This window comes from Paenibacillus sp. AK002 (assembly GCF_053903045.1).
Genome location: NZ_CP096377.1, coordinates 2,362,082 through 2,386,458 on the forward strand (window position 1 = coordinate 2,362,082; position 24,377 = coordinate 2,386,458).

21 protein-coding genes are annotated in these 24,377 nt (G+C 51.7%); 16 read left to right on the forward strand and 5 right to left on the reverse strand.

From position 1 onward, the window contains the following. Positions 1–55: 55 nt before the first annotated feature. Together M1D70_RS10345 and M1D70_RS10350 are read right to left on the reverse strand one after the other, a co-directional pair. The gene (locus tag M1D70_RS10345) at positions 56–1,678 is read right to left on the reverse strand and encodes a response regulator (RefSeq protein WP_456289815.1); all 1,623 of its coding nucleotides are present in this window, start codon (positions 1,676–1,678) and stop codon (positions 56–58) included. Beyond that, positions 1,675–3,414, reverse strand: a complete 1,740-nt coding sequence (locus M1D70_RS10350; RefSeq protein ID WP_009592577.1) for a sensor histidine kinase — start codon at positions 3,412–3,414, stop codon at positions 1,675–1,677. Before M1D70_RS10350 ends, M1D70_RS10345 begins: the two co-directional genes overlap by 4 nt. 315 nt (positions 3,415–3,729) lie before the next feature. Between M1D70_RS10350 and M1D70_RS10355 the strand changes: the two genes are divergently transcribed. The 5 genes from M1D70_RS10355 to M1D70_RS10375 all read left to right on the forward strand — a co-directional run bounded on the left by M1D70_RS10355 (position 3,730) and on the right by M1D70_RS10375 (position 9,408). Beyond that, positions 3,730–4,659, forward strand: coding sequence for an ABC transporter permease (locus M1D70_RS10355; RefSeq protein ID WP_009592560.1), 930 nt, complete (start codon positions 3,730–3,732; stop codon positions 4,657–4,659). A gap of 20 nt (positions 4,660–4,679) precedes the next feature. Continuing rightward, positions 4,680–5,600, forward strand: coding sequence for a carbohydrate ABC transporter permease (locus M1D70_RS10360; protein ID WP_009592568.1), 921 nt, complete (start codon positions 4,680–4,682; stop codon positions 5,598–5,600). A gap of 45 nt (positions 5,601–5,645) precedes the next feature. Further along, on the forward strand, positions 5,646–7,265 hold the full coding sequence (locus M1D70_RS10365; protein WP_009592633.1) for an extracellular solute-binding protein: 1,620 nt from the start codon (positions 5,646–5,648) through the stop codon (positions 7,263–7,265). Positions 7,266–7,556: 291 nt separating this feature from the next. Beyond that, positions 7,557–8,291 (forward strand): ThuA domain-containing protein, encoded by a 735-nt coding sequence (locus tag M1D70_RS10370; protein ID WP_009592639.1) that lies wholly within the window; start codon positions 7,557–7,559, stop codon positions 8,289–8,291. Positions 8,292–8,322: 31 nt separating this feature from the next. Beyond that, on the forward strand, positions 8,323–9,408 hold the full coding sequence (locus M1D70_RS10375; RefSeq protein WP_456289816.1) for a Gfo/Idh/MocA family protein: 1,086 nt from the start codon (positions 8,323–8,325) through the stop codon (positions 9,406–9,408). Here M1D70_RS10375 and M1D70_RS10380 read toward each other — a convergent pair. Further along, on the reverse strand, positions 9,403–10,377 hold the full coding sequence (locus M1D70_RS10380) for a hypothetical protein (RefSeq protein WP_456289817.1): 975 nt from the start codon (positions 10,375–10,377) through the stop codon (positions 9,403–9,405). The two genes, M1D70_RS10375 and M1D70_RS10380, sit on opposite strands and share 6 nt — an antisense overlap. Positions 10,378–10,787: 410 nt before the next feature. Here M1D70_RS10380 and M1D70_RS10385 point away from each other — a divergent pair, with 410 nt between their 5' ends. The 3 genes from M1D70_RS10385 to M1D70_RS10395 all read left to right on the forward strand — a co-directional run bounded on the left by M1D70_RS10385 (position 10,788) and on the right by M1D70_RS10395 (position 13,705). After that, on the forward strand, positions 10,788–12,356 hold the full coding sequence (locus M1D70_RS10385) for a cobyric acid synthase (RefSeq protein WP_456290413.1): 1,569 nt from the start codon (positions 10,788–10,790) through the stop codon (positions 12,354–12,356). Between the two features lie 213 nt (positions 12,357–12,569). Then, positions 12,570–13,442 (forward strand): hypothetical protein, encoded by an 873-nt coding sequence (locus M1D70_RS10390; RefSeq protein ID WP_009592641.1) that lies wholly within the window; start codon positions 12,570–12,572, stop codon positions 13,440–13,442. Positions 13,443–13,465: 23 nt separating this feature from the next. Continuing rightward, positions 13,466–13,705, forward strand: a complete 240-nt coding sequence (locus M1D70_RS10395; RefSeq protein WP_009592566.1) for a glutaredoxin family protein — start codon at positions 13,466–13,468, stop codon at positions 13,703–13,705. A 173-nt stretch (positions 13,706–13,878) separates the two neighbouring features. Here M1D70_RS10395 and M1D70_RS10400 read toward each other — a convergent pair whose 3' ends face one another. Then, complete coding sequence (locus tag M1D70_RS10400) at positions 13,879–14,817, reverse strand: NAD(P)-dependent oxidoreductase (protein WP_456289818.1); 939 nt, start codon at positions 14,815–14,817, stop codon at positions 13,879–13,881. A gap of 330 nt (positions 14,818–15,147) precedes the next feature. On the opposite strand from M1D70_RS10400, the gene M1D70_RS10405 reads away from it, so the two are divergent. Genes M1D70_RS10405 through M1D70_RS10430 form a run of 6 tightly spaced genes read left to right on the forward strand, consistent with a single transcriptional unit; the run spans position 15,148 to position 19,379 of the window. Then, positions 15,148–15,363, forward strand: coding sequence for a hypothetical protein (locus tag M1D70_RS10405; protein WP_015734394.1), 216 nt, complete (start codon positions 15,148–15,150; stop codon positions 15,361–15,363). 24 nt (positions 15,364–15,387) lie between these two features. Further along, positions 15,388–16,062: a hypothetical protein gene (locus tag M1D70_RS10410; protein ID WP_009592614.1), complete on the forward strand. Its 675-nt coding sequence runs from the start codon at positions 15,388–15,390 to the stop codon at positions 16,060–16,062. Beyond that, positions 16,059–17,258: a glutathionylspermidine synthase family protein gene (locus M1D70_RS10415; protein WP_456289819.1), complete on the forward strand. Its 1,200-nt coding sequence runs from the start codon at positions 16,059–16,061 to the stop codon at positions 17,256–17,258. Before M1D70_RS10410 ends, M1D70_RS10415 begins: the two co-directional genes overlap by 4 nt. Next, positions 17,259–17,933 (forward strand): signal peptide protein, encoded by a 675-nt coding sequence (locus M1D70_RS10420; RefSeq protein WP_456289820.1) that lies wholly within the window; start codon positions 17,259–17,261, stop codon positions 17,931–17,933. Continuing rightward, positions 17,930–18,322, forward strand: a complete 393-nt coding sequence (locus M1D70_RS10425) for a DUF350 domain-containing protein (RefSeq protein WP_009592598.1) — start codon at positions 17,930–17,932, stop codon at positions 18,320–18,322. The genes M1D70_RS10420 and M1D70_RS10425 overlap by 4 nt, the downstream gene beginning before the upstream one ends. 34 nt (positions 18,323–18,356) lie before the next feature. Then, on the forward strand, positions 18,357–19,379 hold the full coding sequence (locus M1D70_RS10430) for an ion channel (protein WP_456289821.1): 1,023 nt from the start codon (positions 18,357–18,359) through the stop codon (positions 19,377–19,379). A 338-nt stretch (positions 19,380–19,717) separates the two neighbouring features. Here M1D70_RS10430 and M1D70_RS10435 read toward each other — a convergent pair whose 3' ends face one another. After that, on the reverse strand, positions 19,718–20,674 hold the full coding sequence (locus M1D70_RS10435; RefSeq protein WP_456289822.1) for a GntR family transcriptional regulator: 957 nt from the start codon (positions 20,672–20,674) through the stop codon (positions 19,718–19,720). Positions 20,675–20,822: 148 nt separating this feature from the next. Between M1D70_RS10435 and M1D70_RS10440 the strand changes: the two genes are divergently transcribed. Further along, complete coding sequence (locus M1D70_RS10440) at positions 20,823–21,344, forward strand: HPP family protein (RefSeq protein WP_009593077.1); 522 nt, start codon at positions 20,823–20,825, stop codon at positions 21,342–21,344. Between the two features lie 771 nt (positions 21,345–22,115). Further along, complete coding sequence (locus M1D70_RS10445) at positions 22,116–24,374, forward strand: hypothetical protein (protein WP_456289823.1); 2,259 nt, start codon at positions 22,116–22,118, stop codon at positions 24,372–24,374. Positions 24,375–24,377 lie beyond the last annotated feature (3 nt).

Below are 24,377 nucleotides of genomic sequence, written 5' to 3' on the forward strand. Positions count from 1 at the left end.
TATGTTGACGTCGTTGATTCGCCCATTCTTCATGGATTGCCAGTGCATGCTGCGGTCATTTGGCGTGATCCACCTTCCCGCTGCCTCCGCCTTGCAGCACCCGCCTATAGTCGCTGGGCGCCCAGCCCGTATCCTGCTTGAACAGCTTCGAGAAGTAGGAATAATTGGCGTATCCGACCTTCGCCGCAATCTGATACACGGACAACGGAGTCGACTCCAACAGATGTTTGGCCGCCCGGATGCGGGCCTGAATGATATAAGTGCCTAAAGATACGCCCGTTTCTTTCTTAAAGACGCGGGCCAAATAATCCGGGTTCAGAAAGACGATTTCCGCCAGGGTCGTTCGCGTCAGCTCCTCCCCGTAATGGCACCCGATATAATGCTTGATTTCCTCTACGACGGTATGGGAATGGCCGGCGTAAGCATGATATTCGGCTGCCGTGCGGACGAGATACGCCATGTATTTTTCCATGTCTTCAATCGAGTTTAACGACTGCAGAAATAACTGATCATTGGTTTTGCCGGTATATAGCTTATGAGCCTGAATCTCTTTGCCCTTCAGGTAGGAGTACACGAGCTGCACCATATCCAAGCGGAATAAACGCAGCACCGAAGCGCTGTGGACGCCGCTCTTGGCCAAATTCTGCAGGTACCGGCGAGTTTCTTCGAGAAAGGCGGCCGGGTTGTTTTCGGCAAGCAGCGCCTCCCAGTCTTGAAGCGGGGGAGGGGTATACGCGGCTTCTTGCAGCGAATGCCGTTCCAGAAACATGATCTGGTTGCGCTTCTTGATCATGTCCTCGTTCATTTGCAGCAGGTCCCGTATGGATTTGTTGATCCCCTCCAAAGCCGCCGAAACCGATACGTTGCAGCACGCATCGCTCCGAAGGAACCGGTTGGCTTTCTCGATGAAGGACGTGCAGATGGATTCAATGACTGCGGTATCAGGAGGATAATTCCATTTCAGCATGACCATCCAATTGTAATCCTTATATTCCATAGCGGCTTCAACCGTGAAGAGCGGGTCCTGGAACAATTCCGACAGCACGTTGAGAAACGCATAGTCAAACAGATCCTTGTCTTCTTTGCCCAAGCTTTGATCATACGGAAAGATCGTGATCAGCAGGGGGAGAAACAGATCCGACATCGCATAGGACAGATTCTGCTCCGCGATATACCCGGCGATGGCGGCCCGGTCCGACGAAGCTTTTTTTTCCTTGATCAGCTTACTCCAGAAGTGCTCTTGCAGCTTTCTTTGGTTTTTCTTCCACAGCTGCCCGTCCTGTATCGCCTCCTGATCGCTTTGCTGTTCCTTAGCTTTGTACACGGCCTTGGAGATGATGAGGCTGAGCTTGTCGAATTCAATCGGCTTCAGGAAATAGTCGAAGCTTTGCAGCTCAATCGCTTTCTGCGCATAGTTGAAATCGGCGTAATTAGTCAGGAAGATCGTCTGTATGCCGTATTGTTCCTCGCGTATCCAGGCGAGAAGCTCCAGTCCGCTGCCCTGCGGCATTTCGATGTCGCAAATGAGGATCTGAACGGAATGACCCTGCAGAATCTCCCTCGCCTGCGCCACGCTGTAAGCGGTATGGACTTGTTCGATCGAGAGTGCCTTCCAATCAATCTTCTTCTCCAGCGCGGCCACGACAAAATAATCGTCATCAACCAGCAATACATTCATCGAATGTCTCCTCTCCTTTCCTGCAGTGGCTGGGGCAGCGTTAGTGCGACGCTGGCACCGCCGCCTTCCGGGTTTGAAAATTCCACCTGCGCCCGATGATGGTAGAGCAGCTCCAGCCGCTGAAGGGTGTTCATGATCCCGATGTGTTTCCCTTCGCTTTGATCCAGCGGCCTGCCGTTTGCCAGCTTATCCAATACGTCTTGCGGAAAGCCGGGACCGGTATCGGAGATCCGGATGACCGCATAAGGCTTATCGTCCTCCACTTGCAAGCTGACGGTCAGGCGAATTTGCAGCACCTGATCTCTGGATACGGCGTATTTCACCGCGTTTTCAATAAAGGTCTGGAGCACCAGGGGGGGAATCGTGAGGCCGGCAAGCTCTTGTTCATACCCGATGTGATAAGAAAAGGCATCGCGGTAGCGGTGCTTCTGAATCTCCAGATAAATCCGGACGTGCTCGATTTCGTCCTCAAGCCGCACGAGGTTATCGCCGCTCTGAAAAATGTAACGAAAATATTTGGACGTGGACAGCGACATATATTCGATTTCCTTAAACATTTGCATTTGCGCCATGCTGTAGATGTTCGTCAAGCAGTTCAGGAAAAAATGGGGGTTGATCTGCAGCTTCATATAATCGAGCTGGATTCTTTGTTTTTCGAGCTCCTGCTCATAAATATCGATTTTAAACTTCTTGATCTGTTCGATCAGGTGTTTGAATTGAGAATTGACCTGCTCGAGCTCGATGATCTCGCTGCTCATGAAATCCAGATTTTCGCTATCCTCGTGGATGCGCCTTACGTTTTCCGAGAAATTCTGAATGGGCTTTAACACCTTCTTCTTGAAATACAGCATGACCACGCTGAGCGTGCAAGTAAGCAGTACGAACAGCAGCATAATGAGCAGCTGGGCGATCATGATGGTCTCGAACACGCCGAACTGGATGACCAGCTGCACGTTGAAGGAGGCATTCGAGAATCCCTCCGTGACCGTAGTCCGCGGCTGTGACAGGCTGAACAAGGAAGCCTTGGCGCCTTCGAGCGGCTTGGCCCCGGCCTCGCCGGCACCTGGACTCGTAAGGGCTGCTCCTTGGGCATCCACCAGAGAGACGAACCCGTCCTCGCCCAAATCCAATTCCTGGAGCGGCCGGACCAGGTCGTCTGCGGAGATGAGGCAGATCAAGTACCGGTTGTGATAGGGTACGATGTTAATGACGTAATGCGTGTCCTGCACAAGGATCGGGTTCCAGTTCGAGTAGAACGTTTCGTATACGTTTTTGGAATCCGTGAGGGAGACGATCTGTTCCTTCAGCTCCAGGAACTCCGTATACGAAAGGGACATGGGGGCATAGTTCTGGAAGAAATCCTGTTCCTTTAAATAGAAGAAGAAGTTGTATTCCTGGCCATAGTTTTTTTGAAGCTCATTAAACTGTTTATGCACTCTTTCGCTCGACTTAATATAATTCACGTAATCGGTGCCGGGGGTATCCATGTTCTTGACGCTTTCGTCATTCGCGAGCGTCCAGCCCATATAGTGGTTGATATACGAGAAGTCATGATTGATCTGCCGGATGTACAGATTCGCCGTATCCTGCAAATAGCGGGTGGATTGCTGCTTCACGATGAAGATGGAGGCGAAGCTGATCACCAAATCCACCACGAGGGCAAAGATCGAGATGAAGAGCATGATTTTCACATAGTGACGGATGGGATAAGGCTTGTTATTCAATGCTTTAACCATAGGGATTTCCTGATTCCTTTCAGTTCGCCTATATTATGAAAGCGTTTTTATATCAGTAAGGATATTATAAATGGAAACGTCGAAAAAAACAGGAGCGAACGCTCGGGCATTTTCCATAAAGTCCGGATAACACATCGTAAAGTCCGAATACTAGCATGATCGAATCGGCGATTCGGGGACGGCGGGCAAAAGGATATGGCAAAGGTCCGGATAGCGCACCATGAGGTCCAAATCATGACGCCGGAACGCAGTATACTGAAATTGCTTACGTGACATACCGGATTCATGACGACGCGAACAGAAAGGGGAATCGATTTGAAAGCAGGCCAACTGAATAGAACCACACACCCAACCCTCGGGCGGATCAGAAAAAATTGGGGCCTGTATTTGCTGCTGCTGCCTGCGGTAGTGCTGGTTTTGTTGTTTTCTTACGTGCCGATGTACGGCATTTTGATCGCATTCAAGGACTACAGTCCCGCTCTCGGGATTATGGACAGCCCCTGGGCCGGTCTGAAGTATTTCGAGAAGTTTTTTAACTCCTATCAATTCTCGACCACCATAACGAATACGCTGGTCATCAGCTTATACAGCGTTGCGACGTTCCCGATTCCGATCATGCTGGCCTTGATGGTCAATCAAATGCGCCAGAATTGGTTCAAGCGCTTCTTCCAGACCGTAACCTACATGCCGCATTTTATATCGACGGTCGTGATGGTGGGACTCATGCTGATTCTGTTCTCGCCGGGCTCGGGATTGATCGGGAATATCTTCCGGCTCTTCGGTGCACAAGCGCCGAATCTGATGGGATCGGCCGGCTTGTTCAGCAGCGTGTACGTATGGTCGGACGTGTGGCAGCATACGGGCTGGGACAGCATTATCTATATCGCGGCGTTGTCTGCGGTGAGCCCCAGCCTGTACGAGGCGGCCACCATGGACGGGGCAAGCAGATGGCAAAAAATCCGGTTCATCGACATCCCGATGCTGATGCCAACGGTCGTAACGCTGCTCATTTTGCGGATCGGGAGCTTGCTTGGCGTCGGCTTCGAGAAGGTTTATCTCATGCAAAACAGTCTCAATATAACCTCCAGCGAGGTCATCTCCACGTATGTGTACAAAATCGGGATGCTGAGCAGCCAATACAGCTTCTCGTCGGCCATCAATTTGTTTAATACGGTCATCAATTTTGTTCTGCTGATTCTGGTCAACCAGATTTCGAAAAAATACAGCGAAAACAGTTTGTGGTAACGCAAGAGAGGAAGGGTTCTATGGGCGTAGTGGAAGTAAGAGAGAAGACGGGGCCGCAGCAGAGGAACACCCGATCTTCCGACAGGGTGCTGGAAATCGGCCTGTATGTATTCGCCGTCTTGATGCTGATCGTGCTGATTTACCCGCTGTACTTCATCATCATCGCTTCGTTCAGCGAGCCGGCAGCGGTCGCGAATGGACAGGTATGGCTGTGGCCTAATGATTTTACGCTGGCAGGCTATCAAGAATTGCTGAAGCACTCTAATATATGGATTGGGTACCGAAATACGATTGTGTATACGATCGTGGGTACAGCCATCGGCCTGGTGGTTAACATATCCGCAGCTTACGCGCTGTCCCGCAAAGACCTCGTGGGCCGCAAGTATATATCGCTGCTCTTTATATTTACGATGTTCTTTAACGGCGGTTTGATTCCGACCTTCATGACGATCCGCGATTTCCAGCTGTACGATACGTTTCTTGTCATGGTGCTGCCGTTCTCGGTTGCCGCCTTCAACATCATCGTGGCGCGGACCTTTTTCCAGAGCAGCATCCCGGAGGATTTATGGGAGGCGGCACAGCTGGATGGCTGCGGAAATCTCCGATATTTCGTGACCATCGTGATTCCGCTTTCGAAAGCGGTCATCTCGGTCATCGCCTTATGGACGGCCGTGGGTCATTGGAATTCTTATTTCAACGCCCTGATCTATTTAAAAGATACGAACCTGTACCCGCTGCAGCTCATACTGCGCAATATTCTGGTCACCAACCAGATGCAGTCCGCGATGGGTACCGGGGAAGCCGCGGCCATTGCGCTGCGTCTGGCCAATATTATGCGCTATGCGGTCATTATCGTCGCCACGGTGCCGATCATGTGCATCTACCCGTTTGTGCAAAAGTATTTCAATCAGGGGGTGATGATCGGAGCCGTCAAGTCGTAACACCGCGATGAATTGATGAAAAATAAGTATTGGGGGAATGGTGGAATGGGAACAAACAATGCAAAGAGGAGACATCGCCTCAAGCTGGCTGCCGTCATCATGTTGACCGCAATCCTGCTGTTGAACCTGGCGGGCTGCAGCGGCGGCAAGAAGGAGGACGCCAAGTCGGATGCCGAGGCCGCTTTTAACCAAGAAGGCCTGCCGATCGTGAATGAACCGATTACGCTGGACGTGCTGACCGTTCGCTGGGGCAACATGGGGGATACGTTCCTCCAGAACCAGTGGCTCAAGGATTTGGAGAAGGAGACCAACGTCAAAATCAATTGGCAGATCATGTCCTCCAATGATTGGGGCGAGCAAAAATCGATCATGCTGGCGAGCGGTACGCTGCCGGATATCATTTTTGGGGATATCGTATTCAGCGATTCCGACATCGTCAACAACCTGTCGTATTTCCGTCCGCTCGACGACTACATCGATCAATACATGCCGAACCTGAAGGCGGCGCTGGAAGAAACGCCCGAGATGAAAAAGATGAGCACCTTCCCGGATGGGAAAATCTATTCCTTGCCGGCGCGGCTGCCGTCAAGGCCGAAGGCGTCGATCCAGCCGATCATTAACAAAGCCTGGCTGGATCAGCTCGGACTGGACGTTCCGGACAACACGGACGAATTGTATAACGTATTCAAAGCGTTCAAAGAAGGGGATCCGAACGGCAACGGCAAGGCCGACGAAATTCCGGTCAGCGGATCGGGGAACATCAGCATCGACCTGCTGAATCCCTTCGGCATCACCGACATCAACGGAAACAGCATGATGGTCATCGATAACGAGCCCGTATTCTACCCGGTGACGGAGAACTACAAAGAAGCGATCAAGTGGGCCCATAAGCTGTACGCCGAAGGCCTCATAGACCAAGAAATCTTCACGCAGGACAGCACCATGTCCACGGCAAAACATCAGAACCCGGATGCGGCGTTGATCGGTTTCTCCAACCAATGGGTACCGGACGCGGTATTCGGAAAATGGAAGGATCAATACATCGCGATTCCATCCATTGCCGGTCCTGACGGTAAACGGTACCAGGGCGGCGAGCCTGAGGGCATGAGCCTGCGCAGAAACGAGTTTCTCATCACCACGTCGAACAAGCATCCGGAAATTTCGGCCCGCTGGGCGGATCAGTTCTACACCAATGAAGCGAGCATCCAGAATTTCTGGGGAGCCATCGGCACGGTGATTCAGAAGAACGACGACGGAACGTTTACGCTCATGAGTCCGCCGGAGGGAACGAGTGCCGATGCCTGGTACTGGGAGCAATCCGTAAGGGATTTCGGTCCCAAGTACGTAAGCCCGAGCTTCGAGAAAAACATCATATTGGATGAGACCACGGGCGACGGCTTGAAGCTGGTCATCGACAAGCTGGGCAGTGATTACGTGACGACGCCGTTCCCGAACGTCATGTACAGCGCAGAAGAATTCCAGGAGCTGCCTACGCTGACTACGGATATCGATGGCTTTGTCGGCACGACCCGCGCAAAATGGATATCCGAAGGCAATATCGATGCGGAATGGGACGCATACGTCAAGAAGCTGAACGATATGGGGCTGGAGCGGCTGGTACAGATCCGCAAGGAAGCCTATCAGCGGTATATCAGCGTCAAATAAGGATTGATAGCAATCGTCATGAGCTGCCCCGCAGATCGAAATGCTGCGGGGCAGCGTGATTTCGACATGGGATGAAAAAGGATTATGATCAGTATTCATGTATCAGACTTCAACGGAGAAGGCGGAATCATATTGGAGAAGCGAAGCGGTCCCCTTTGTCCCCGGATTTTTACCATATAACAAAGCGCAAAAAAATCGGGGGGCAACAGGGATCGTAAGTATGATCCGCACTCGAAGTGATGATTAAGCTTTTATTGAATCGACTACTAGGGAACTCAGGAGGGAGCAATCATGGGGAACATCAAAGTCACGGTATGGAATGAATACCGGCATGAGAGACATAATGATCAGGTAGCCGGCATATATCCGAATGGGATTCATCGTGCGATAGCGGATCATCTCGAACAGGTGGAAGGTTTGGAAGCAGCCACCGCCGTACTGGATGAGCCGGATCACGGATTGACCGATGAGCGATTGGCGAACACGGATGTACTGCTGTGGTGGGGCCATCTGGCACATGATGAGGTCCGCGACGACATTGTCGAGAAGGTTCGGCAGCGGGTACTGGACGGCATGGGATTGATCGTGCTGCATTCTGGTCACGGCTCCAAAATCTTCTCCAGGCTCCTTGGCACGAACACCGGGATGCTGAAATGGCGCGACGACGGCGAGATCGAGCGTTTATGGGTCGTTGAACCGAGCCATCCTATTGCGCAGGGGCTGGGTGAATATATCGAGATTCCGCGGGAAGAAATGTATGGAGAGCGGTTCGAAATTCCGGCGCCGGATGAGCTTGTGTTCGTCTCCTGGTTTGAAGGCGGGGAAGTGTTCCGAAGCGGGTGTTGTTACAGGCGCGGCAGAGGGAAGCTGTTTTATTTCCGTCCGGGCCACGAAATGTTTCCGGTCTACCACCAGCCCGAAATTCTGCAGGTGATTACCAATGGCGTGTTCTGGGCCGCTCCAGTTGAAGGAGCTAAAACGGCTTACGGGCGGGTGGCGCCCATCGCTCCTGTCGCACAATCCTAATGAGAGACCTAATATGAGGAGTGTTCTAACGATGAATAAATTTCGAATCGGCTTAATCGGTTTGGGCGGGATGGCGCAGGAGCACATCCGCTGGATGAATGCAGAGAATGTCTATCAGTTTGTGGCCGTGAGCGACGTCAACGGGGAAGCGGTGGCCAGAGTAGGCGATCAGCTGGGGATCGAGGACGGGAAACGCTATACGGATTTCAAGGATTTAATTGATGATCCTGACGTCGATGCCGTCATTTCGGTCACGCCCAACAACGTGCACGCTGATATCATCAGCGCATGCTTGCAAGCGGGCAAGCCTTTTTTGGCAGAAAAACCATTCACGCGAGTCTTCGAAGAAGCCATCTCCTTGCTGGAGTTGTATGAGAAACAGCCCGTTCCCGCCATGATCGGATTTACGTACCGATATACGCCCGCTTTTCGTTATGCCAGGGAACTTATCCGTACGGGCAAGCTGGGTACGATCCGTCATTTCTCCATTCAGTATTTGCAGGGGTTTGGCGTGCCGAACCAGCAGGTTCCCTACATGTGGAGATACAACAAAGCCATCACGGGGACGGGAACGCTGGGAGATCTCGGTTCGCATATGATCGATATGGCCCGTTTTCTGTTTGGGGAGTTCGAAGAAATTACGGCCCAGCTACATACCATCATCCCGGAACGCCGGGACCCGGTGACGGGAGCCATGGCCAAGATCGAGGTCGATGATTTTGCCAGCTTTCAGGCCCGGATGGAGGGTGATATTATGGGCGTATTCCAGACGTCACGCAATGCATTCGGTTCAGGCAATCAGCATGAAGTGTCCATTTATGGCGACCACGGCACGGTCCACGCGAGCACATTGGATCCGGAGCGGGTGGTGTGGATTCGCGAAGAAGAGCCCGGGCAGCTCGCCAGAACGGCAATGGAAGTGCCGCAGCATTGCAAAGTCAAGCAGTATGCCGATTTTGCCGCGATATTGCGGGGAGCGCCTGCCGACGGAGTGCCCGGGTTCATGGACGGATACCGGAATCAAGAGGTGCTGGATGCAGTCGTCAGGTCAAGCGAGACCAAAACGGTGGTTGAGCTGGGCAAATCCATCGGCCAACGGATTCAGAGTTTGTCATAACATCTTGCCCATCCAAATATAGAGCGCCATCAAACTGAACAGAAACAGGCAGAAGTTAACGCCCACAAACAATCCGCGTTTAACCGGCGAGCGATGGAACTGAAAAGGGGTACGCACTTCCCCCGTGCCTTCGATCAGGAACAGGATCAGCACCGTGTGAATGATCATATGGCCGATGACTTCTTTGTAACCGAATACAAGGCTTGTCATAATAAAAATGCCGGATACCAGCAGTGCCGTGAACCGGTTCATGATACCTACGATGAACGCCCATGCCAGTCCGATTTCAACAAAAGCGCTAATCATGACAAAATGCTCAATGGTAAAACCGAAGGTAGGAAGTCCATAGCTGCCCATAACCGTGCAAGCGAGCTCGGGAATGGTCAGCTTTTCCATGGCAAGCCAAGCGAGGGACATGCCTGTGCATATATACAAGACCGGGGCTGCCGTTCTTTTGATGGGAGTGCCGCACACAAACAGATAATAAACAATGCCGAGATAGAGCAAATAATCGATGGAATGAAAAAGACCGTAGGATAAGGACGCCTGAATATAGAGCAGGAATAGGATGGCGCCGCTTACCGGCAAGGTGCGTTTATAGAGAAGGCACGCTGCGGCTGCGGATAGGCCGAGGATGATCCACATGGAATTGGTTCGGAATTCGGGGGCGAGGTAGGAGCCGCTCAGAAGCTGCAGCACCAGCCCGATCGCCAGCCCAATACGCAGAATCACCTCGGTGTGGGGCCTAAGCCTGTGCAGCCATCCGTGGATTCGCACGAGGGGCCGCATCTTTCCCAAGGGATCGTGTATTGCGCATGTGAGCAACAAGATCAGCAATGTAAACGCTAACCAAAACAGGAACGTCAGCGTAACGATACGGGGAAAGGGCAGAGGGACCCATTCAAAATTGTCCGTGAACCATTTGACATGAATATAGATGTTGCTAATCTTGGAGAAATGCATTACCATTCAATAAGTTCCTCCCTTAACCAACTCTAGTCACTTATCCAAGATAATACAAATTTAACTAAAAAAGTATATTGCTGGATGAATATATCCCTCGTGATGATAATATTATCCCTTAGCGAGCATACCTAGGCCGCGTCTGATTTTACAGGCATAACAAACAAGCCGATCCTTCCGGATCGGCTTGTTTGTTATGCAACTATTCAGTATACAGCTAACATTTTCAGGCTGATAAAGTTTCAAGGAGATTTATTTGATTTCACGCAGGAAGAACTCCTTCATCAACGGTTTGCTATAATGATGTGAGTAAACGGCTTAAGTAAGGGAAAAGGGTGAAGAAGATGAATGAAACGGAAACGGAATACATAAGGGAAACACCCACGATAATCGGGAAAGGACAAGGAGCGGTGCTCATGCTGCAGGGCACGGCTTCGGATGTAGGCAAGAGCATCGTAACGACCGCGCTGTGCCGTATTTTTCTGCAGGATGGTTATCGCACGGCTCCATACAAGTCGCAAAATATGGCGCTTAACTCCTACGTGACGCTTGATGGCAAGGAGATCGGCAGAGCGCAGGGCGTGCAGGCCGAAGCCTGCGGCATAGCCGCAACAACGGACATGAATCCGATCCTGATCAAGCCGATTAAAGATATGCATTCCCAAATCGTGATCCACGGCGTGCCCGAAATGCAGATGAGCGCGATGGATTACAGGACGCAGTTTCTGCCGAAGGCCAAGGGGATCGTCTTGGATGCGCTGGACCGGCTCCGGGAGAAATACGATATCGTGGTCATGGAAGGCGCGGGAAGTCCGGCAGAGATCAATCTCAAGGATCGGGATATCGTGAACATGAATTTGGCTGGATGGGCGGATTCTCCGGTCATTCTGGTTGCGGATATCGACCGCGGGGGCGTGTTCGCCTCGATTGTAGGAACGCTCGAACTCCTGGAGCCCCATGAGGCGGCCAGGGTCAGAGGGTTTATCATCAACAAATTCCGCGGGGATTTGGCGCTGTTGAAGCCGGGACTGGACTGGCTTGAAGAACGGACAGGCATACCGGTGCTTGGCGTCCTTCCTTACATTCAGGACATGCGGATCGAGGCCGAGGATTCCGTAGTGCTGGATGAGCTTCAATATCAGAGACAGGAAAAACGCGACCTTGATATTGTCGTTATCCGGTATCCGCGCATTTCGAATTTTACGGATTTTGATGCGCTTCGCTGGGAGCAGGATGTCGTCGTTCGCTTCGTCCAATCGGTGGATGAGCTCGGCACGCCGGACGTCATCATTTTGCCCGGTACGAAGGATACGATCAGCGATTTGGGATTCATCCGGGATCGGGGCCTGGCGGAGGCGATTTTAAGGTTGACGCAGACGCGGGATGTGCAGCTGGTTGGCATCTGCGGAGGATATCAAATGCTGGGCGAGCGGTTATCGGATCCGCATGCGGTGGAAGGCAGCGCACGGGAAGCGGCGGGACTTGGACTGCTGCCGATGCGGACAGCTTTTTCAAAGCAAAAAAAGACCGTTCGCGTAAGAGGGGATTTGTCACAGGAACATCCTCTGAAGCTCGTTTTATCGGATACGAAGGCTATTTCGGCAATAGGGGCCTACGAAATCCATATGGGCGTCACCGAAAGGAGCACGGAGCCTGGCGGATCAGAACACCGAACGTTGTTTTCGATTGAAGCAGATTCGGGGGATTCTTTGGAAGCCGGAGAAGATATTCAAGCATATCCTGAAGGTTTAGCCACCGCCGATGGACGCATCTGGGGTTGTTATCTGCACGGCTTGTTTGACAACGATGCCTTTCGCAGGTCCTGGCTGAACGGCATTCGGATAAATAAGGGACTGGATGCCATTTGGGAAACGTTCCAAGCGGAAGAACGCAAACTCGCAGAATACGACCGTGTGGCGGACATCGTGCGGAATCATGTGGATATGGAGAAGATTTATGAAATCATCGGCTGTACGCACCGATAGCCATAAGGAATAGATCCTTTAGTTTGGGCGATAGTGAAGAGTAGGAGGATAACACCATGCGGGCGGCATGGTGTTATTTGCGTGGAGAACGCGAATGGATCAGGTGCTATTTTAGAAAAAAGTTGATTAATTATAGGATAGGGGGGTATACTAATTTCAGAAACGGATGATAAGTCATCTTACAACATATCCAAGTGAATGGAGTGATAGCGCATGTTGAATAAGAAGGGTACTGTGCTAACCTTAACGAGCATACTTGCAATTGGATTAATGACATCATGCGATAATGCGAAGCAGGCCCCGGATACAGGCGGCCACGGCGGGAACCATAATCAGGAAGCCGTAAATCCGGAAGAGAACGGGCACAGTGGGCACGGAGGCGGGCATGAGACGGCCTCGAACAACTACCAGGCTGAATTTACATGGAATGAACCGGCAAGCGCAGGCACCGAAACAGAGTTAACGATTCAGATCACGGACAACAACGGTGGACCCGTCCAGGAATTTGAAGTCAATCATGAGAAGCTGCTGCATTTGATCATCGTGAATCGCGATTTGTCATTTTTCAACCATATCCATCCCGATTACAAGGAGAACGGCGAGTTTACCGTGAACACCACGTTTCCCGCCGGCGGCGAATATAAATTGATTGCGGATTTCGTGCCGAAGGGCGCTGGAGGGAGCACGCTCAGCGAATGGGTTCAGGTGGAGGGAGAAGAAGGAGAAACTTCGGCCATTGAGCCTGACTCCAGCCTGATCAAACAAGTCAACGGCAAGGAAATCGAACTGAGCCTGAGCAATGCCTTATCGAATGAAGAGACCGTGCTCACCTATCATATTCAGGATGCGCAGACGAAGCAGGGAATCAGCAATCTGGAGCCTTACCTAGGCGCGGTCGGTCATGTTGTCATTTTGTCCGCAGACGCCGAGAAGTACATCCATGTGCATCCTCTTGACGAATCGAGCACTGGTCCTAAAGCGGAGTTTGCGACTACCTTTCCGCATAGCGGCATCTACAAAATCTGGGGACAATTTCAGCATCAAGGTGAAGTGGTAACCGTGCCTTTTGTTATTGAGATAAAATAATTGTCGTTTAAGGAGTGATCGACATGACAGAGCCATTGAAAATCTACACCATACCCACTTGCAGCGATTGCCATCATGCCAAGCGTTACTTCAAGGAGCAGCAGGTTCCGTACACGGAATTTGATTGCACGCAGAATCCGGAATATCCGGAAGAAGTGAGACGTCTGACTGGAAAACAGATCGTGCCTACGATCGTTATCGGCGACAACGTATTTATCGGATTTGCCGATAACTTTCAGGAAATCAGGGAATTGATTAAATAAGCAAGGTTCATGGATATAAAAAAAGAAGCATGGATCGGTCCTCGCCGGATGATCCATGCTTCATTTGTATGGAGGATAAGAATCGCTTCGCAGAGTTACCAAAGTTCGATGCAGGTCAGGTCGTACGTCGTCGCCAGTTCCTGCCGATGCCGATAATAGCTCTCTTCTTCCTGTTAAGACGATCGACGCTTACGGATCAGCTCAATCACGCTGGCGAAGTCGTCCCCGCCATAACCTTCCTCTACCCGTCGTTTCATCAGTTCGAAAATCGGCGCGAATGTTTCGGCGCTGACGCCCTGTGCCCTGCTGACCTCCCCGATGGTGTCGTGAGCTGCTTGCATCGCCAGGCTCGCATCCTTGGCGGTATAATCGCCGGTGTCGATCTGCTTCGCCATCTCAGGCAGAGTGGACATCATGGCCTGCAGAAAAGGCATCAGCAGCGAGGTCGTGAAGTCTGAAGCCTTCGCTCCTTCGGTGCCTGCAAGCGCCACGGCATGGATGAAACCGCCGAACATGCCGTACATGCCGCTTAGCAGTGCGAGGTCATTCAGCGGAGCGAGAGCTGGATCGGTCCCTAAATAGTGACTAGTACCTAAGCCTTCCAAAGCTTGTTTATATGTTTCGTAAGCTGTTTGTGAACCGCTGTAGAGTATTACGGCATGAGGCGTGGCGATCAGGGAAGGAACGGCCATGATGCCGCCATCCAGATATTCGGCGCCTTGGGTCCTCATCCAGGTCCCCATCGCGCGGGCCTCTTCGGGAGTGCCGGTTGTCAGATTTACGACAACCTTGCCGGAAAGCTTCTCCCTCATGGGTTCAAGAATATGGCGGGCGGCATCATAATCTAGTACGCACACAATCAAGAGGGGACTGGCGGCGATGGCATCCGCGATGTCCGTAGTGCCGGAGGCACCCAAGCCTACAAGTTCGGCGGCTTTTTCAGGCGTGCGGTTCCAGACGGTGGTGACATATCCGTTGCTCACGAAGGTGCGGGCCAGTTTGGAGCCCATGGCGCCTAATCCGATCACGGTTACCGGAGCAAGAATAGAGCCGTCCGACTGCGCATCGTCATGATGATTAACATTAGAAAATCTCTTTGGATTTGTATTCATCGGTATAACCCCTTTCTGGGTTTGGGATGATACCCATCCTAAAGTATGACACTAGTGATAATGTCAAGAGAGACGATGATCATGAAAATGGATGCTACACCTTATAAAACGTAAATAATCAGGCATTGCGCGTCTAGAATGTTCGTTTTCAAGAGTTTTTTAATGGTAATTCGAAGGTGTAAATAATCAGTAGCGATGTTATTATATGGATTGTGTCTTTTTGCAGCAAATTTTTCGTCCAAGCGCCGAGAGCCCATCATAGATTTTTGAAACGATTCCCAATATAATGCGTAACAATACTCACTGCTTTAGATGGAAGGGGTTGTCATCATGGATTATGGAATGAACGTTATTTTGTTTGAAAAAAGACCGGACGGTGAGCTGGTGCAGATTGAAGAGCGGGCATGGACGATGAACATGGTCGCTGCGCTGGAGCACGTGAATTATATCGTCGCGGGCGGCAGGGAATATGAAACGATCGAAGGCAGATTAAACGTGGACACGGGCAAACTGGAGCTTCTGCTCGTTCCGATGCGGAACGATTAATTCTGTCCGAAAGGAGACATCATCTTGAGTAATGAAAAAGACAAAAAAGACCAGCCCGCTTCCAAATGGCTGACGCCGGAAGGCAAACCGATTCGAGTCTTGTCAAGCTCGCTCGGCATCGCCTTGTTGGCGAATGCGTTTTTGGTGTCGGGCGCGGCAGCGAAGGATCTCGCTTCGGAAGCGGTTACCTCATCCGAAGAGCCGCAGCTGGTATCCTGGTCGACGGAAGAAGTAAAGAAGTATTTTGACAAGAACGTGGACTGGAACATCCCGTTCCCTAGCGCAGAAGAATTCGAGGAAGAGCCGGCGGAAGGAGCATCTGCAGGATCAGGCGGGGGAACGACGGTAATCAATAACTATGGCGGCTACAATTCCGGTTTCGGCTGGGATGATCTGCTGCTCTACCACATGCTGTTCAACAACGGCTCCTACTATTCCTCCAGCGGATGGTACAACAATCATCGCGGATATTACGCGAATAACGGCAAGCCTTACAAACCCCGCACGTATTCGAGCGGTACGTTCCAGAACAAACCGGTGGTGAACTCCAATGTCCGTCCCAAGACCTCAACGTCCTCTTCGGGCACGATAACGCGCCGCTCCACATCGTCCAAGTCCGGCGGCATTGGCGGCAATTCCAGCGGCTTCAGTTCCTCGGGTTCGAAATCCAGTTCCAGATCCGGCGGTTTTGGCGGATGAGCCGCGAAAGCGTGTTTACCGTTTCGGGACAGCCTGACCCCAATCGGGATGGGCGGGTATCGGAGCTCGCAGAGCTTGGCTTTACCTGGGCGAATTTGGAAGGGGAAGCCTACTGGATAGACCAAATCGTCACCATACGTCAAGAGACCTATCGCGAGCTGGAAGAAGCCGCTGCGGTACTGTGGGCGACGCTGGACAAAACCGTTCGTTACGTCCATCGCAACCATCATATTTACAGCTTGATCGGCATTCCGCCGATCCTGTGGCAGATGCTGGACGAATGTCCGCTGCCGGAGGAAGGGTTGATCAGCCGGTATGCCAGATTTGACTTTGCGATTGCCCATGACGGCAGCATCAAGCTGCTGGAGCTGAATGCGGACACACCCACAGGGTATGTTGAGGCTTCCATTGCAACGCCGTGGATGTGCGCTCAGGCCGGCGTCTATTCTCCCAATGAGCGGATGCAAGAGCTGGTGGCACAAGCGTGGGCGGCAGAGCGTCCGGATACGGCCGCATGCATTGCTTACGGCGAGCATCTGGAGGACTCCGGCACGATCGAAGCATTGGTCCGGCACAGCGGGCTGGATATCAAGCTGGTGGATTGCCTGGATCTATGGGTGGACGAAGGCATGCTGAAGGACGGCGAAGGCCGGGAGATTCACCGGATGTTTGCTCTTTATCCGAAGGAATGGATGTCCGTCGATGATGGCGGAGATGCGCTTGCCTATGCCATCGAGACGGGGCGACTCCAGCTGTTCAACTCGCCGCACAGCATTCTGCTGCAGTCCAAAGGCTTGCTGGCCGCCATGTGGGGCATGTATGAGCTGGGCCTATTGTTCGATGAGCAAGAACGCGAAGCGATCGTCAAATATATGCTGCCGACATACAACAAACCCGTGTTCTCCGGCAATTTCGTATCGAAGTCGATGTTCGGCCGAGAGGGTGGTTCTGTCAAACTGTACGACCAGACAGGACAGCTCGAGGTAGAGGATCAGGACGGATATGATACTAGCGTCATGTTTCCGACGGTCTATCAGAGGAGGGCCGAGCTGGCTCGCGTCGAGACGGCGGAAGGGGAATTTCATTTGCTGACGGGGTTGTTCGTCCTTAATGGTATCCCATGCGGATTGCTGGGACGGGCGGGCGGTTTGATTACGGGCAATTCGAGCCATTTTATCGCAATGGGAGTGAAATAAATGCAGTTGAAACAAGAGAAAAGGCAGCAAAGCGGTGCTCCGAAGGGAAAGAGGAAACCTCCGGTCGTCCTGGCGGTGCTTATCTTATCCCTTATGGTTTTAGCGCTGAGCGCATGCTCCGGCGGCAGCTCCACCGTGTTCCATACCGGATCGGAGGAAGTATCTTCGGCCTCTAGTCGCGTGCCTTGGGACTATCGCATCATTGAAGGGACCGTCGGCGATTTGATTGGCGGCGACATGACCGTCCTGCCGGATAACGAGCTCCTGCCTAACGATAACAACTATGCTACAGGGGACAAAGTTTGGACGCTGCAATTCATGGACGCCGAGCTGACCACGGATGCGAATCAGCGCAACGATATCCGGTTATCGTCCTGGCAGACCATTAAGTCGTTCAAGGATAAAAAGACGGCGGAATCGGATTTGGCCAACCTGAAAGTGACCGTCAAAACCGACGTGAAGCTGGTTGGGGTATATAAAACAACGTACAAAAAAGACACCAGGCATTTTGCCGTTGTTGAGCTGCCGACGGGCAACCGGATCAAGCAGCCGATCGACGAGAAGCGTTATGCCGCATTGGAGAAGAAGGACACGGTTGATGTTGTATTGGAGGAAGTGCATGATTTCGCCGATTACGACTTGGCCTATGCAAAATTTCGGGGGTGGGCGGATTGACGGTCGTCATTAATATTGTTATAAGTGTGATCTGTATTATCGTGCTTCAATTGCTGGGCATGCTGATTTTCAGCTGGATGACCCGGTTTAACGACATGGAAGAGCTGAAGAAAGGCAATGTCGCGGTTGGTCTGGCATTTGGCGGCAAGTTTATGGCAACGGCCATTATTTTGGGCATATCGGCATATACGAATTCATCGATATGGCATATGATACTGTGGTTTGCCGTTGGATATGTATGCTTGATCGTTGCCTATTGGGTATTCGAGCTGGCGACGCCGGGTCTTCGAATTTCCGAGCACCTGCAAAAGGGCAACGTAGCGATCGGCATCCTGCTGGCCATGGTGTTCATCGGCACAGCTTTTGCGATCAGCAGCCTGATCATTTAGGCCGATTTGCACCAATGGGGAGAGGAGCAGGAGCGTGCACTTTTTTCTGAGATTATCTTTGAAAATGATGCGTCTGCGTAAAACAACGATCAGCGTGATCGTGGTGCTGTTTGTGGTGCTTTGCTCGACCCTGGCATTCCTGCTGGAGCCGGAAACGTTTCACCATTGGTTTAACGCCCTTTACTGGGTGCTTACCACGATGGCCACCGTTGGTTATGGCGATTATTATGCAGCTACCGTGCCGGGCAAGATCTTAACGATATTCATCTATATCTTCGGTATCGGGCTGCTCAGTTTAGTGATCGGTAAAGTGATCGAATCGTTTGGAAGCATGCAGCGGCAGAGAGGAGCGGGCAGGTTGAATTTTAAGGGCAGCGGCCATGTCATCATTATCAATTGGAGCAAAAAAGCGATGTCCGCGATCGACGAGATTCTGTCGTATTCGCCGCAGTCCGAGATCGTGGTCATCGACGATTCCAGCCGGCATCCCGTGGAGCATCTCGAACAGGTGCATTTTGTAAGCGGCGATCCTGCATCGGATGACGTGCTGATGAGAGCCAACATTTTGGAGGCCAAGTCGGCCATTGTCTTCGCGGACGCCCGGATCGACGAATCGGCGCTGGTGGACGGCAAGTCGCTCCTGATTGTTTCCAGCATCGAGCGGATTGCGCCGGACGTACATACCACGGTGGAGATCATGCAGGAGAAGCATGTGCAGAATTTCCGCCACAATCAAGTAAACGAGTTTGTCCTCTCGCACGATGCCGTTTCCCGATTGGCGGTGCGGGCGGCGCTGCAGGAAGGAAACTCGGATGTGCTGATGCAGCTGCTCAGCCGCCAGCACGGCGACGATATTTACGAAGTGGCATTAAACCCCGCATGGAAGACCTACGGGGATGCATTTCAGGATCTGCTGCGGCAAGGAGCGACGCTGATCTCCGATCGCAGTGACCTCAGCATCAACCGCAAGCTCGATTTGCCGATTCCGCGGGATGCGAGGCTGTATGTGGTTTCGGACGAAGAGACCATTGACCGGATTTCCGGTAAGCTGGCTTGAGGGGCTGCGAACATTTCATTTAAAGACCATGCTGTCTCACATGAACGGGTGAGGCAGCATTTTTATTGCGAAGCTGCCAATTACGAATTGACGTTTCGAAATCATATGGGTTTATATGGCTGCTTGATCCAGGTGGTCGGGGTAAATCGACTGCTTGACCTGCTGAATTCTCGGAAATGACACTTGGGTCAGCGGTCGGATGTCGAGGGTAACAGCAATTGACTCCTCGTTTGAGGGCTGTCGGCAGCCAAAGTGTGGGACATCCGTCGCGGATGGATGGACATATTCCAAAGTAAAAACGCCCCTGTTTAAACAGTGGGCGTTTTTTCCTATGGGCTTCAGATCATGTCTCTTAGCATGTTCACACTACTCTTCTCCAGTGCCATGGGAAACAGCTTCACCTTGCCGGGAGCTAACGATCGAACCGCTTCATATACGGCATCAGAGGCATAAACCTGATCGGATTGCTCGATCCGCTGCAGCAGGTCTTCCCGATGATCCAGGCCGGCCATGCTGGCCCGGACCCCATCGATACCCGCTTCTTGAACACGGCTGGCCATCCACTGCGCACCTGCCTTCCCAAGGCAGACAAAACTGAGATGGCTGCCCGGTGTCAGCCGGGCAATATCAAGCAGGACCGACGTTTCCGCATTCGCTCCAATAACGAATGCTTTTTTGTCGTATTTGCTGCATAGGGCCTTGACTTCGGAATCATGATTAAGCGTCGTGACAATGAGGCTCGAATAGTCGAAAGCTTCGATCAGCGCTTGTTCTCCCGCCAACAAATCCTCCAGAAACACCGTTTTGACTTCCGCGCCCGTAATTTCCTCAATCGCTTTCTGATAGAAGGGAAAATCATGCCCTTTACATTCGATGAACAGAATTCGCCGCTCTGCGTTCAGGACAGGCTCCTGCAGCAGCGTATAGGCAAGGGATGCGGCAAAGAACTCGCTCGCCGGGATATGAAGGGAGCCTAGCTCCTCCGTCGTTCGCTCTGCGAGCTCATGCATCAGCTTTCTGCGATTTCGAAGCTCTTCTACCTGAGGGTTGTTCAGAACCTGCGTTCCTTTGCCTTTATGCATGGAGACGATCCCCTCGTCCTTCAGCTGATTGTACACCAAGTTTACGGTGTTGCGGTTCAGCCCGAGGTTGTCCGCGAGCGCGCCCGCCGGGGGCAGCATATCGAATGGTTCGATCTGTCCAATACCAATCAGCCACTTTAACTGTTCCTTGACTTGCGTGCTGACATTCATGGGAGCGTGCGGGTCGACTCGAAGCATGAGCTTGTGCGACATATCGAGACCTTCTTTCCTAGTCAACTAGTAATTTAACTTTACACAATAAACTGTAAATGTACAACAAAGGTATTGACATGTATAGTTTTAAATCGTTATTTTATATATAACTAAATAACTAGTTAATTATGAATATGGAGGATTTGTTATGAAGGATCAAGCTGATTCTTATTTGCAGAAAATGAAAGGGGGGGCTAGAAGTCCGTTGACCGTTCGTCCCATGAATCTCGCCGTTGGCTTTATCGGGGGTGCCGTTTCGATCGGCTTACTGGCCCTTCTCTCCGCGCTTGCAGGAAGTCCATGGATCATGGCGCCTTTTGGGGCGAGCTGCGTGCTGGCGTTTGCAGTCTGGGATGCGCCGTTATCACAACCAAGAAACCTGGTCGGAGGGCATCTTATTTCCACGCTTACGGGACTTGTAACGCTGGAGGTCCTGGGTGACGGAATATGGGCCATGGCGATCGGGGTGGGGGCCGCGATCAGCCTGATGGGAATGACCAAGACGACCCATCCTCCCGCCGGCGCAGACCCCTTGGTCGTTATTATGGCTGGCAGCGGCTGGTCATTCCTGTTCACGCCTGTGCTCGTCGGCTCGGTCATGATCGTGGTGGTGGCTCTGCTTGTCAATAATGCGGTAAAGGAACGAAGATATCCGACTTTTTGGTGGTGAAGGCAGTTTTTTCTTTGATGAATAAACGGTAATCATGGCAAGTTCTTCAAGCTCATATCGTCAACAACAGACCCGGACCGACAATGGACCGGGTCTGATTTATGTTGTCGCACCGCAGATTTGAACATTAGCCAAACTAATTTATATAACGCAATGAGGGGAAATCCAAACCGAAATCCCGAAAAATAGGCGATACTTACCACTTGATCCTGGTTATCAAATCTATAGAATATTACACAATCCCGGTACAGGACTCTATTCTCATTTTGTATAAAAGGTTAATATTGCCAAACCTTTACAGAATGCGGTTCTCAGCCGTTTTTTTATACGACTTTGGTATCAAATTTGTCATAACTATGGATAATGATGTAAAAATGACCGGAACTTTAGCAATTTTTTTGCGTTTAACATTACGATTCGCGAAAATTTTCTGAAAATATTCGTAAATCTCGCTGTATCTCACGGATGGGATGAAGTCGTTCGGTTCCAGCCTTGTCAGGGCAAACGCACGTTGGTTTCACACAACTAGCATCAGGCTGTGAAGTTGTCAACGAACAGGCAGGAAGGAGCAGCGATTTGATTTATCGGGGGAAAATTATGGAAGAAGTTTGTTTTACTTCTTTTTGACTACTATCGAGATCGGAAAAGTTGGTAAAGAAGGAATATGGTATCGGGAGCGCATCGGCTATAGAATGACGAGTATGGCTCAGTCGTCATATGTCGGTGCAGCAACAAGCATGTCAAAGAAAGGGCAGGTGAGCAACGAAGACGATGAGCAGGCGAAAATGGTGGGTGGTCGCAGCATTTTGCACTATAGTGCTTCTCTGCGGTGCCGCTGTAATCTTAGGATATCTACGGCCGTCATTAAAAACGTATGCGGATGCGGACGGCGTGAAAATGAAATTCAAAACAGAGGGAACCTCCTTTCTGGTATATGAGGATGAAGAGGTTTGGAAAGAGGTTTTTGCCAAGGGCGTGAACCTGGGCGCAACCGTACCCGGGCATTTTCCCGGCGAGCTGCCGGCCTCCGAGGAAGATTATCTGCGCTGGTTCAAACAGATCGATGAAATGGGAGCAAACGTCATTAGGGTCTACACGGTGCATAATCCGGTCTTTTATTCCGCGCTGGTGAAATACAACCGGGATAAGGGCGATGATCCCCTGTACTTCATGCAGGGCATTTGGTCGCCGGAGGAGCAGCTAATCGAGCGTCGGGATGCGTATGACGAAGAAATCGTCCAAACGTTTAAAGCGGAGATCTCGAAGGCTGTCGCAGCAGTTTACGGGGATATCAACGTTGAGCCCAAACATGGACAGTCGAGCGGCAAGTATAAGGTCAATGCGGGCAAGTACCTCATGGCCTGGCATGTGGGTACGGAATGGGACCCAGCCATGGTTGATAACACCAACAAGGTACATAAGGGTGTCCCTCAGTATAAGGGGTCCTATTTCTCGGGGACGGAGGACGCAAGTCCCTTCGAGAATTGGCTGGCATCTTTATTGGACTACACGGCTGCCGAAGAGCAGAAGTACGGGTGGCAGCATCCGATGACATTTACCAATTGGGTCACGACGGATGTGCTTGAGCATCCGGGGGAACCGCTGTTTGAAGAAGACCTGGTGTCCGTCGATGCAAGGCACGTCGAACCGGTGAACTGGGATGCGGGATATTTTGCGGCATACCATGTGTACCCGTACTATCCGGATTTTTTCCGGACGGACAAAACATTGCAGACCCTCCCCGACGGGGACGGGGGCTACAACACGTACAAAGCTTATTTGCGAAAATTGAAGGCAGAATTCGAGGATATGCCGATCATGGTTACCGAGTACGGCGTGCCCTCCTCCATCGGTATTTCCCACCACGGTCCTGGAGGAAAGGACCAAGGGGGACATGACGAAGCGGAGCAAGGCCAAGTGAATGTCTCGCTGACTCAGGATATTTACGACGAAGGCTATTCCGGAGCGATTTTGTTCATGTGGCAGGACGAATGGTTCAAGAAAACATGGAATACGATGCCTTTTGAAATACCGGCAGACCGCCGGGCATTCTGGTTGAATGTGCTGACCAACGAAAAGATGTTCGGCGTTCTGGCAATGCAGCCGGGTAAAGCGGAACAAATTACGATCGACGGGGATTTGACCGACTGGGATAAGGTTCCTGAAGGGGAAGTCAAAACCTGGTCCGGTACGGCTCCGGGCGTAAAAAACATGAAATTGACGCATGACGAGGCTTATCTGTATATCGGCATGGAGCTGGACGAGGCATTCGATCCCGAACGTTCCAAACTCTTCATCGGAGCGGACACCATCCCTGGCGGCGATATACCGAAGAAAGAGCTGGCGGGACGAACGCTCACCGGCGGGGCTTTGGAAACGTTGATTCAGGTAGGCCAAGAGGACGAATCCCAGGTAACCATAGCGCCATCTTACGATTTCCACAGCCGGCTGTACGGCAAGGAAGGCTATTGGATGCTGCCGGGAGAGGAAGCCAAGGGAACGAAGGACGATCCCGTCGTACCGGGCGGCTCGTTCCATTCCTGGAAGCTGGCCATCAGCCTGCTGATGAATCCGCCGGACACCCGATTCTCCCATCCGTTCGTGGATGAAACGGTGGGAACGCTGAAACGGGGAACCAGCGATCCGGAATCTCCGGATTTCAACTCTCTTACGGCATGGCAGTATCAAGACCGCTTCGTCGAGATGAGGATTCCGTGGATGCTGCTGGGATTCGGAGATCCGAGCTCGCTGCAGGTGCTGGACTACAGTCCGCTTCAAGACAAGCGCACGTTCAGCACGACCACGGCGGACGGTATCCGGCTGGTTCCATGGATTACTGAAAGATCCGAGAACACCGGCAAACCAGCTTCAGGATCGGAGCAGTCCATTAATCTGTCGGACATCGAGCCTTATACATGGGAGCTGTGGGAAGCAACCCAATACAGCGAACGCTTGAAGCAAAGCTATTACGATATGCAGGAAATATTCACGCGTCTCCCTGAAACGGGGCGGCAGCCAGATGCTAAATAAAAG

Excerpts from the sequence above, each read along its gene's own strand:
- M1D70_RS10345 (WP_456289815.1), bottom strand. The coding sequence starts at position 1,678 with ATGAATGTATTGCTGGTTGATGACGATTATTTTGTCGTGGCCGCGCTG.
- M1D70_RS10350 (WP_009592577.1), bottom strand. The coding sequence starts at position 3,414 with ATGGTTAAAGCATTGAATAACAAGCCTTATCCCATCCGTCACTATGTG.
- M1D70_RS10360 (WP_009592568.1), top strand. The coding sequence starts at position 4,680 with ATGGGCGTAGTGGAAGTAAGAGAGAAGACGGGGCCGCAGCAGAGGAAC.
- M1D70_RS10365 (WP_009592633.1), top strand. The coding sequence starts at position 5,646 with ATGGGAACAAACAATGCAAAGAGGAGACATCGCCTCAAGCTGGCTGCC.
- M1D70_RS10370 (WP_009592639.1), top strand. The coding sequence starts at position 7,557 with ATGGGGAACATCAAAGTCACGGTATGGAATGAATACCGGCATGAGAGA.
- M1D70_RS10375 (WP_456289816.1), top strand. The coding sequence starts at position 8,323 with ATGAATAAATTTCGAATCGGCTTAATCGGTTTGGGCGGGATGGCGCAG.
- M1D70_RS10380 (WP_456289817.1), bottom strand. The coding sequence starts at position 10,377 with ATGGTAATGCATTTCTCCAAGATTAGCAACATCTATATTCATGTCAAA.
- M1D70_RS10385 (WP_456290413.1), top strand. The coding sequence starts at position 10,788 with ATGCTGCAGGGCACGGCTTCGGATGTAGGCAAGAGCATCGTAACGACC.
- M1D70_RS10390 (WP_009592641.1), top strand. The coding sequence starts at position 12,570 with ATGTTGAATAAGAAGGGTACTGTGCTAACCTTAACGAGCATACTTGCA.
- M1D70_RS10395 (WP_009592566.1), top strand. The coding sequence starts at position 13,466 with ATGACAGAGCCATTGAAAATCTACACCATACCCACTTGCAGCGATTGC.
- M1D70_RS10400 (WP_456289818.1), bottom strand. The coding sequence starts at position 14,817 with ATGAATACAAATCCAAAGAGATTTTCTAATGTTAATCATCATGACGAT.
- M1D70_RS10405 (WP_015734394.1), top strand. The coding sequence starts at position 15,148 with ATGGATTATGGAATGAACGTTATTTTGTTTGAAAAAAGACCGGACGGT.
- M1D70_RS10415 (WP_456289819.1), top strand. The coding sequence starts at position 16,059 with ATGAGCCGCGAAAGCGTGTTTACCGTTTCGGGACAGCCTGACCCCAAT.
- M1D70_RS10420 (WP_456289820.1), top strand. The coding sequence starts at position 17,259 with ATGCAGTTGAAACAAGAGAAAAGGCAGCAAAGCGGTGCTCCGAAGGGA.
- M1D70_RS10435 (WP_456289822.1), bottom strand. The coding sequence starts at position 20,674 with ATGTCGCACAAGCTCATGCTTCGAGTCGACCCGCACGCTCCCATGAAT.
- M1D70_RS10440 (WP_009593077.1), top strand. The coding sequence starts at position 20,823 with ATGAAGGATCAAGCTGATTCTTATTTGCAGAAAATGAAAGGGGGGGCT.
- M1D70_RS10445 (WP_456289823.1), top strand. The coding sequence starts at position 22,116 with ATGAGCAGGCGAAAATGGTGGGTGGTCGCAGCATTTTGCACTATAGTG.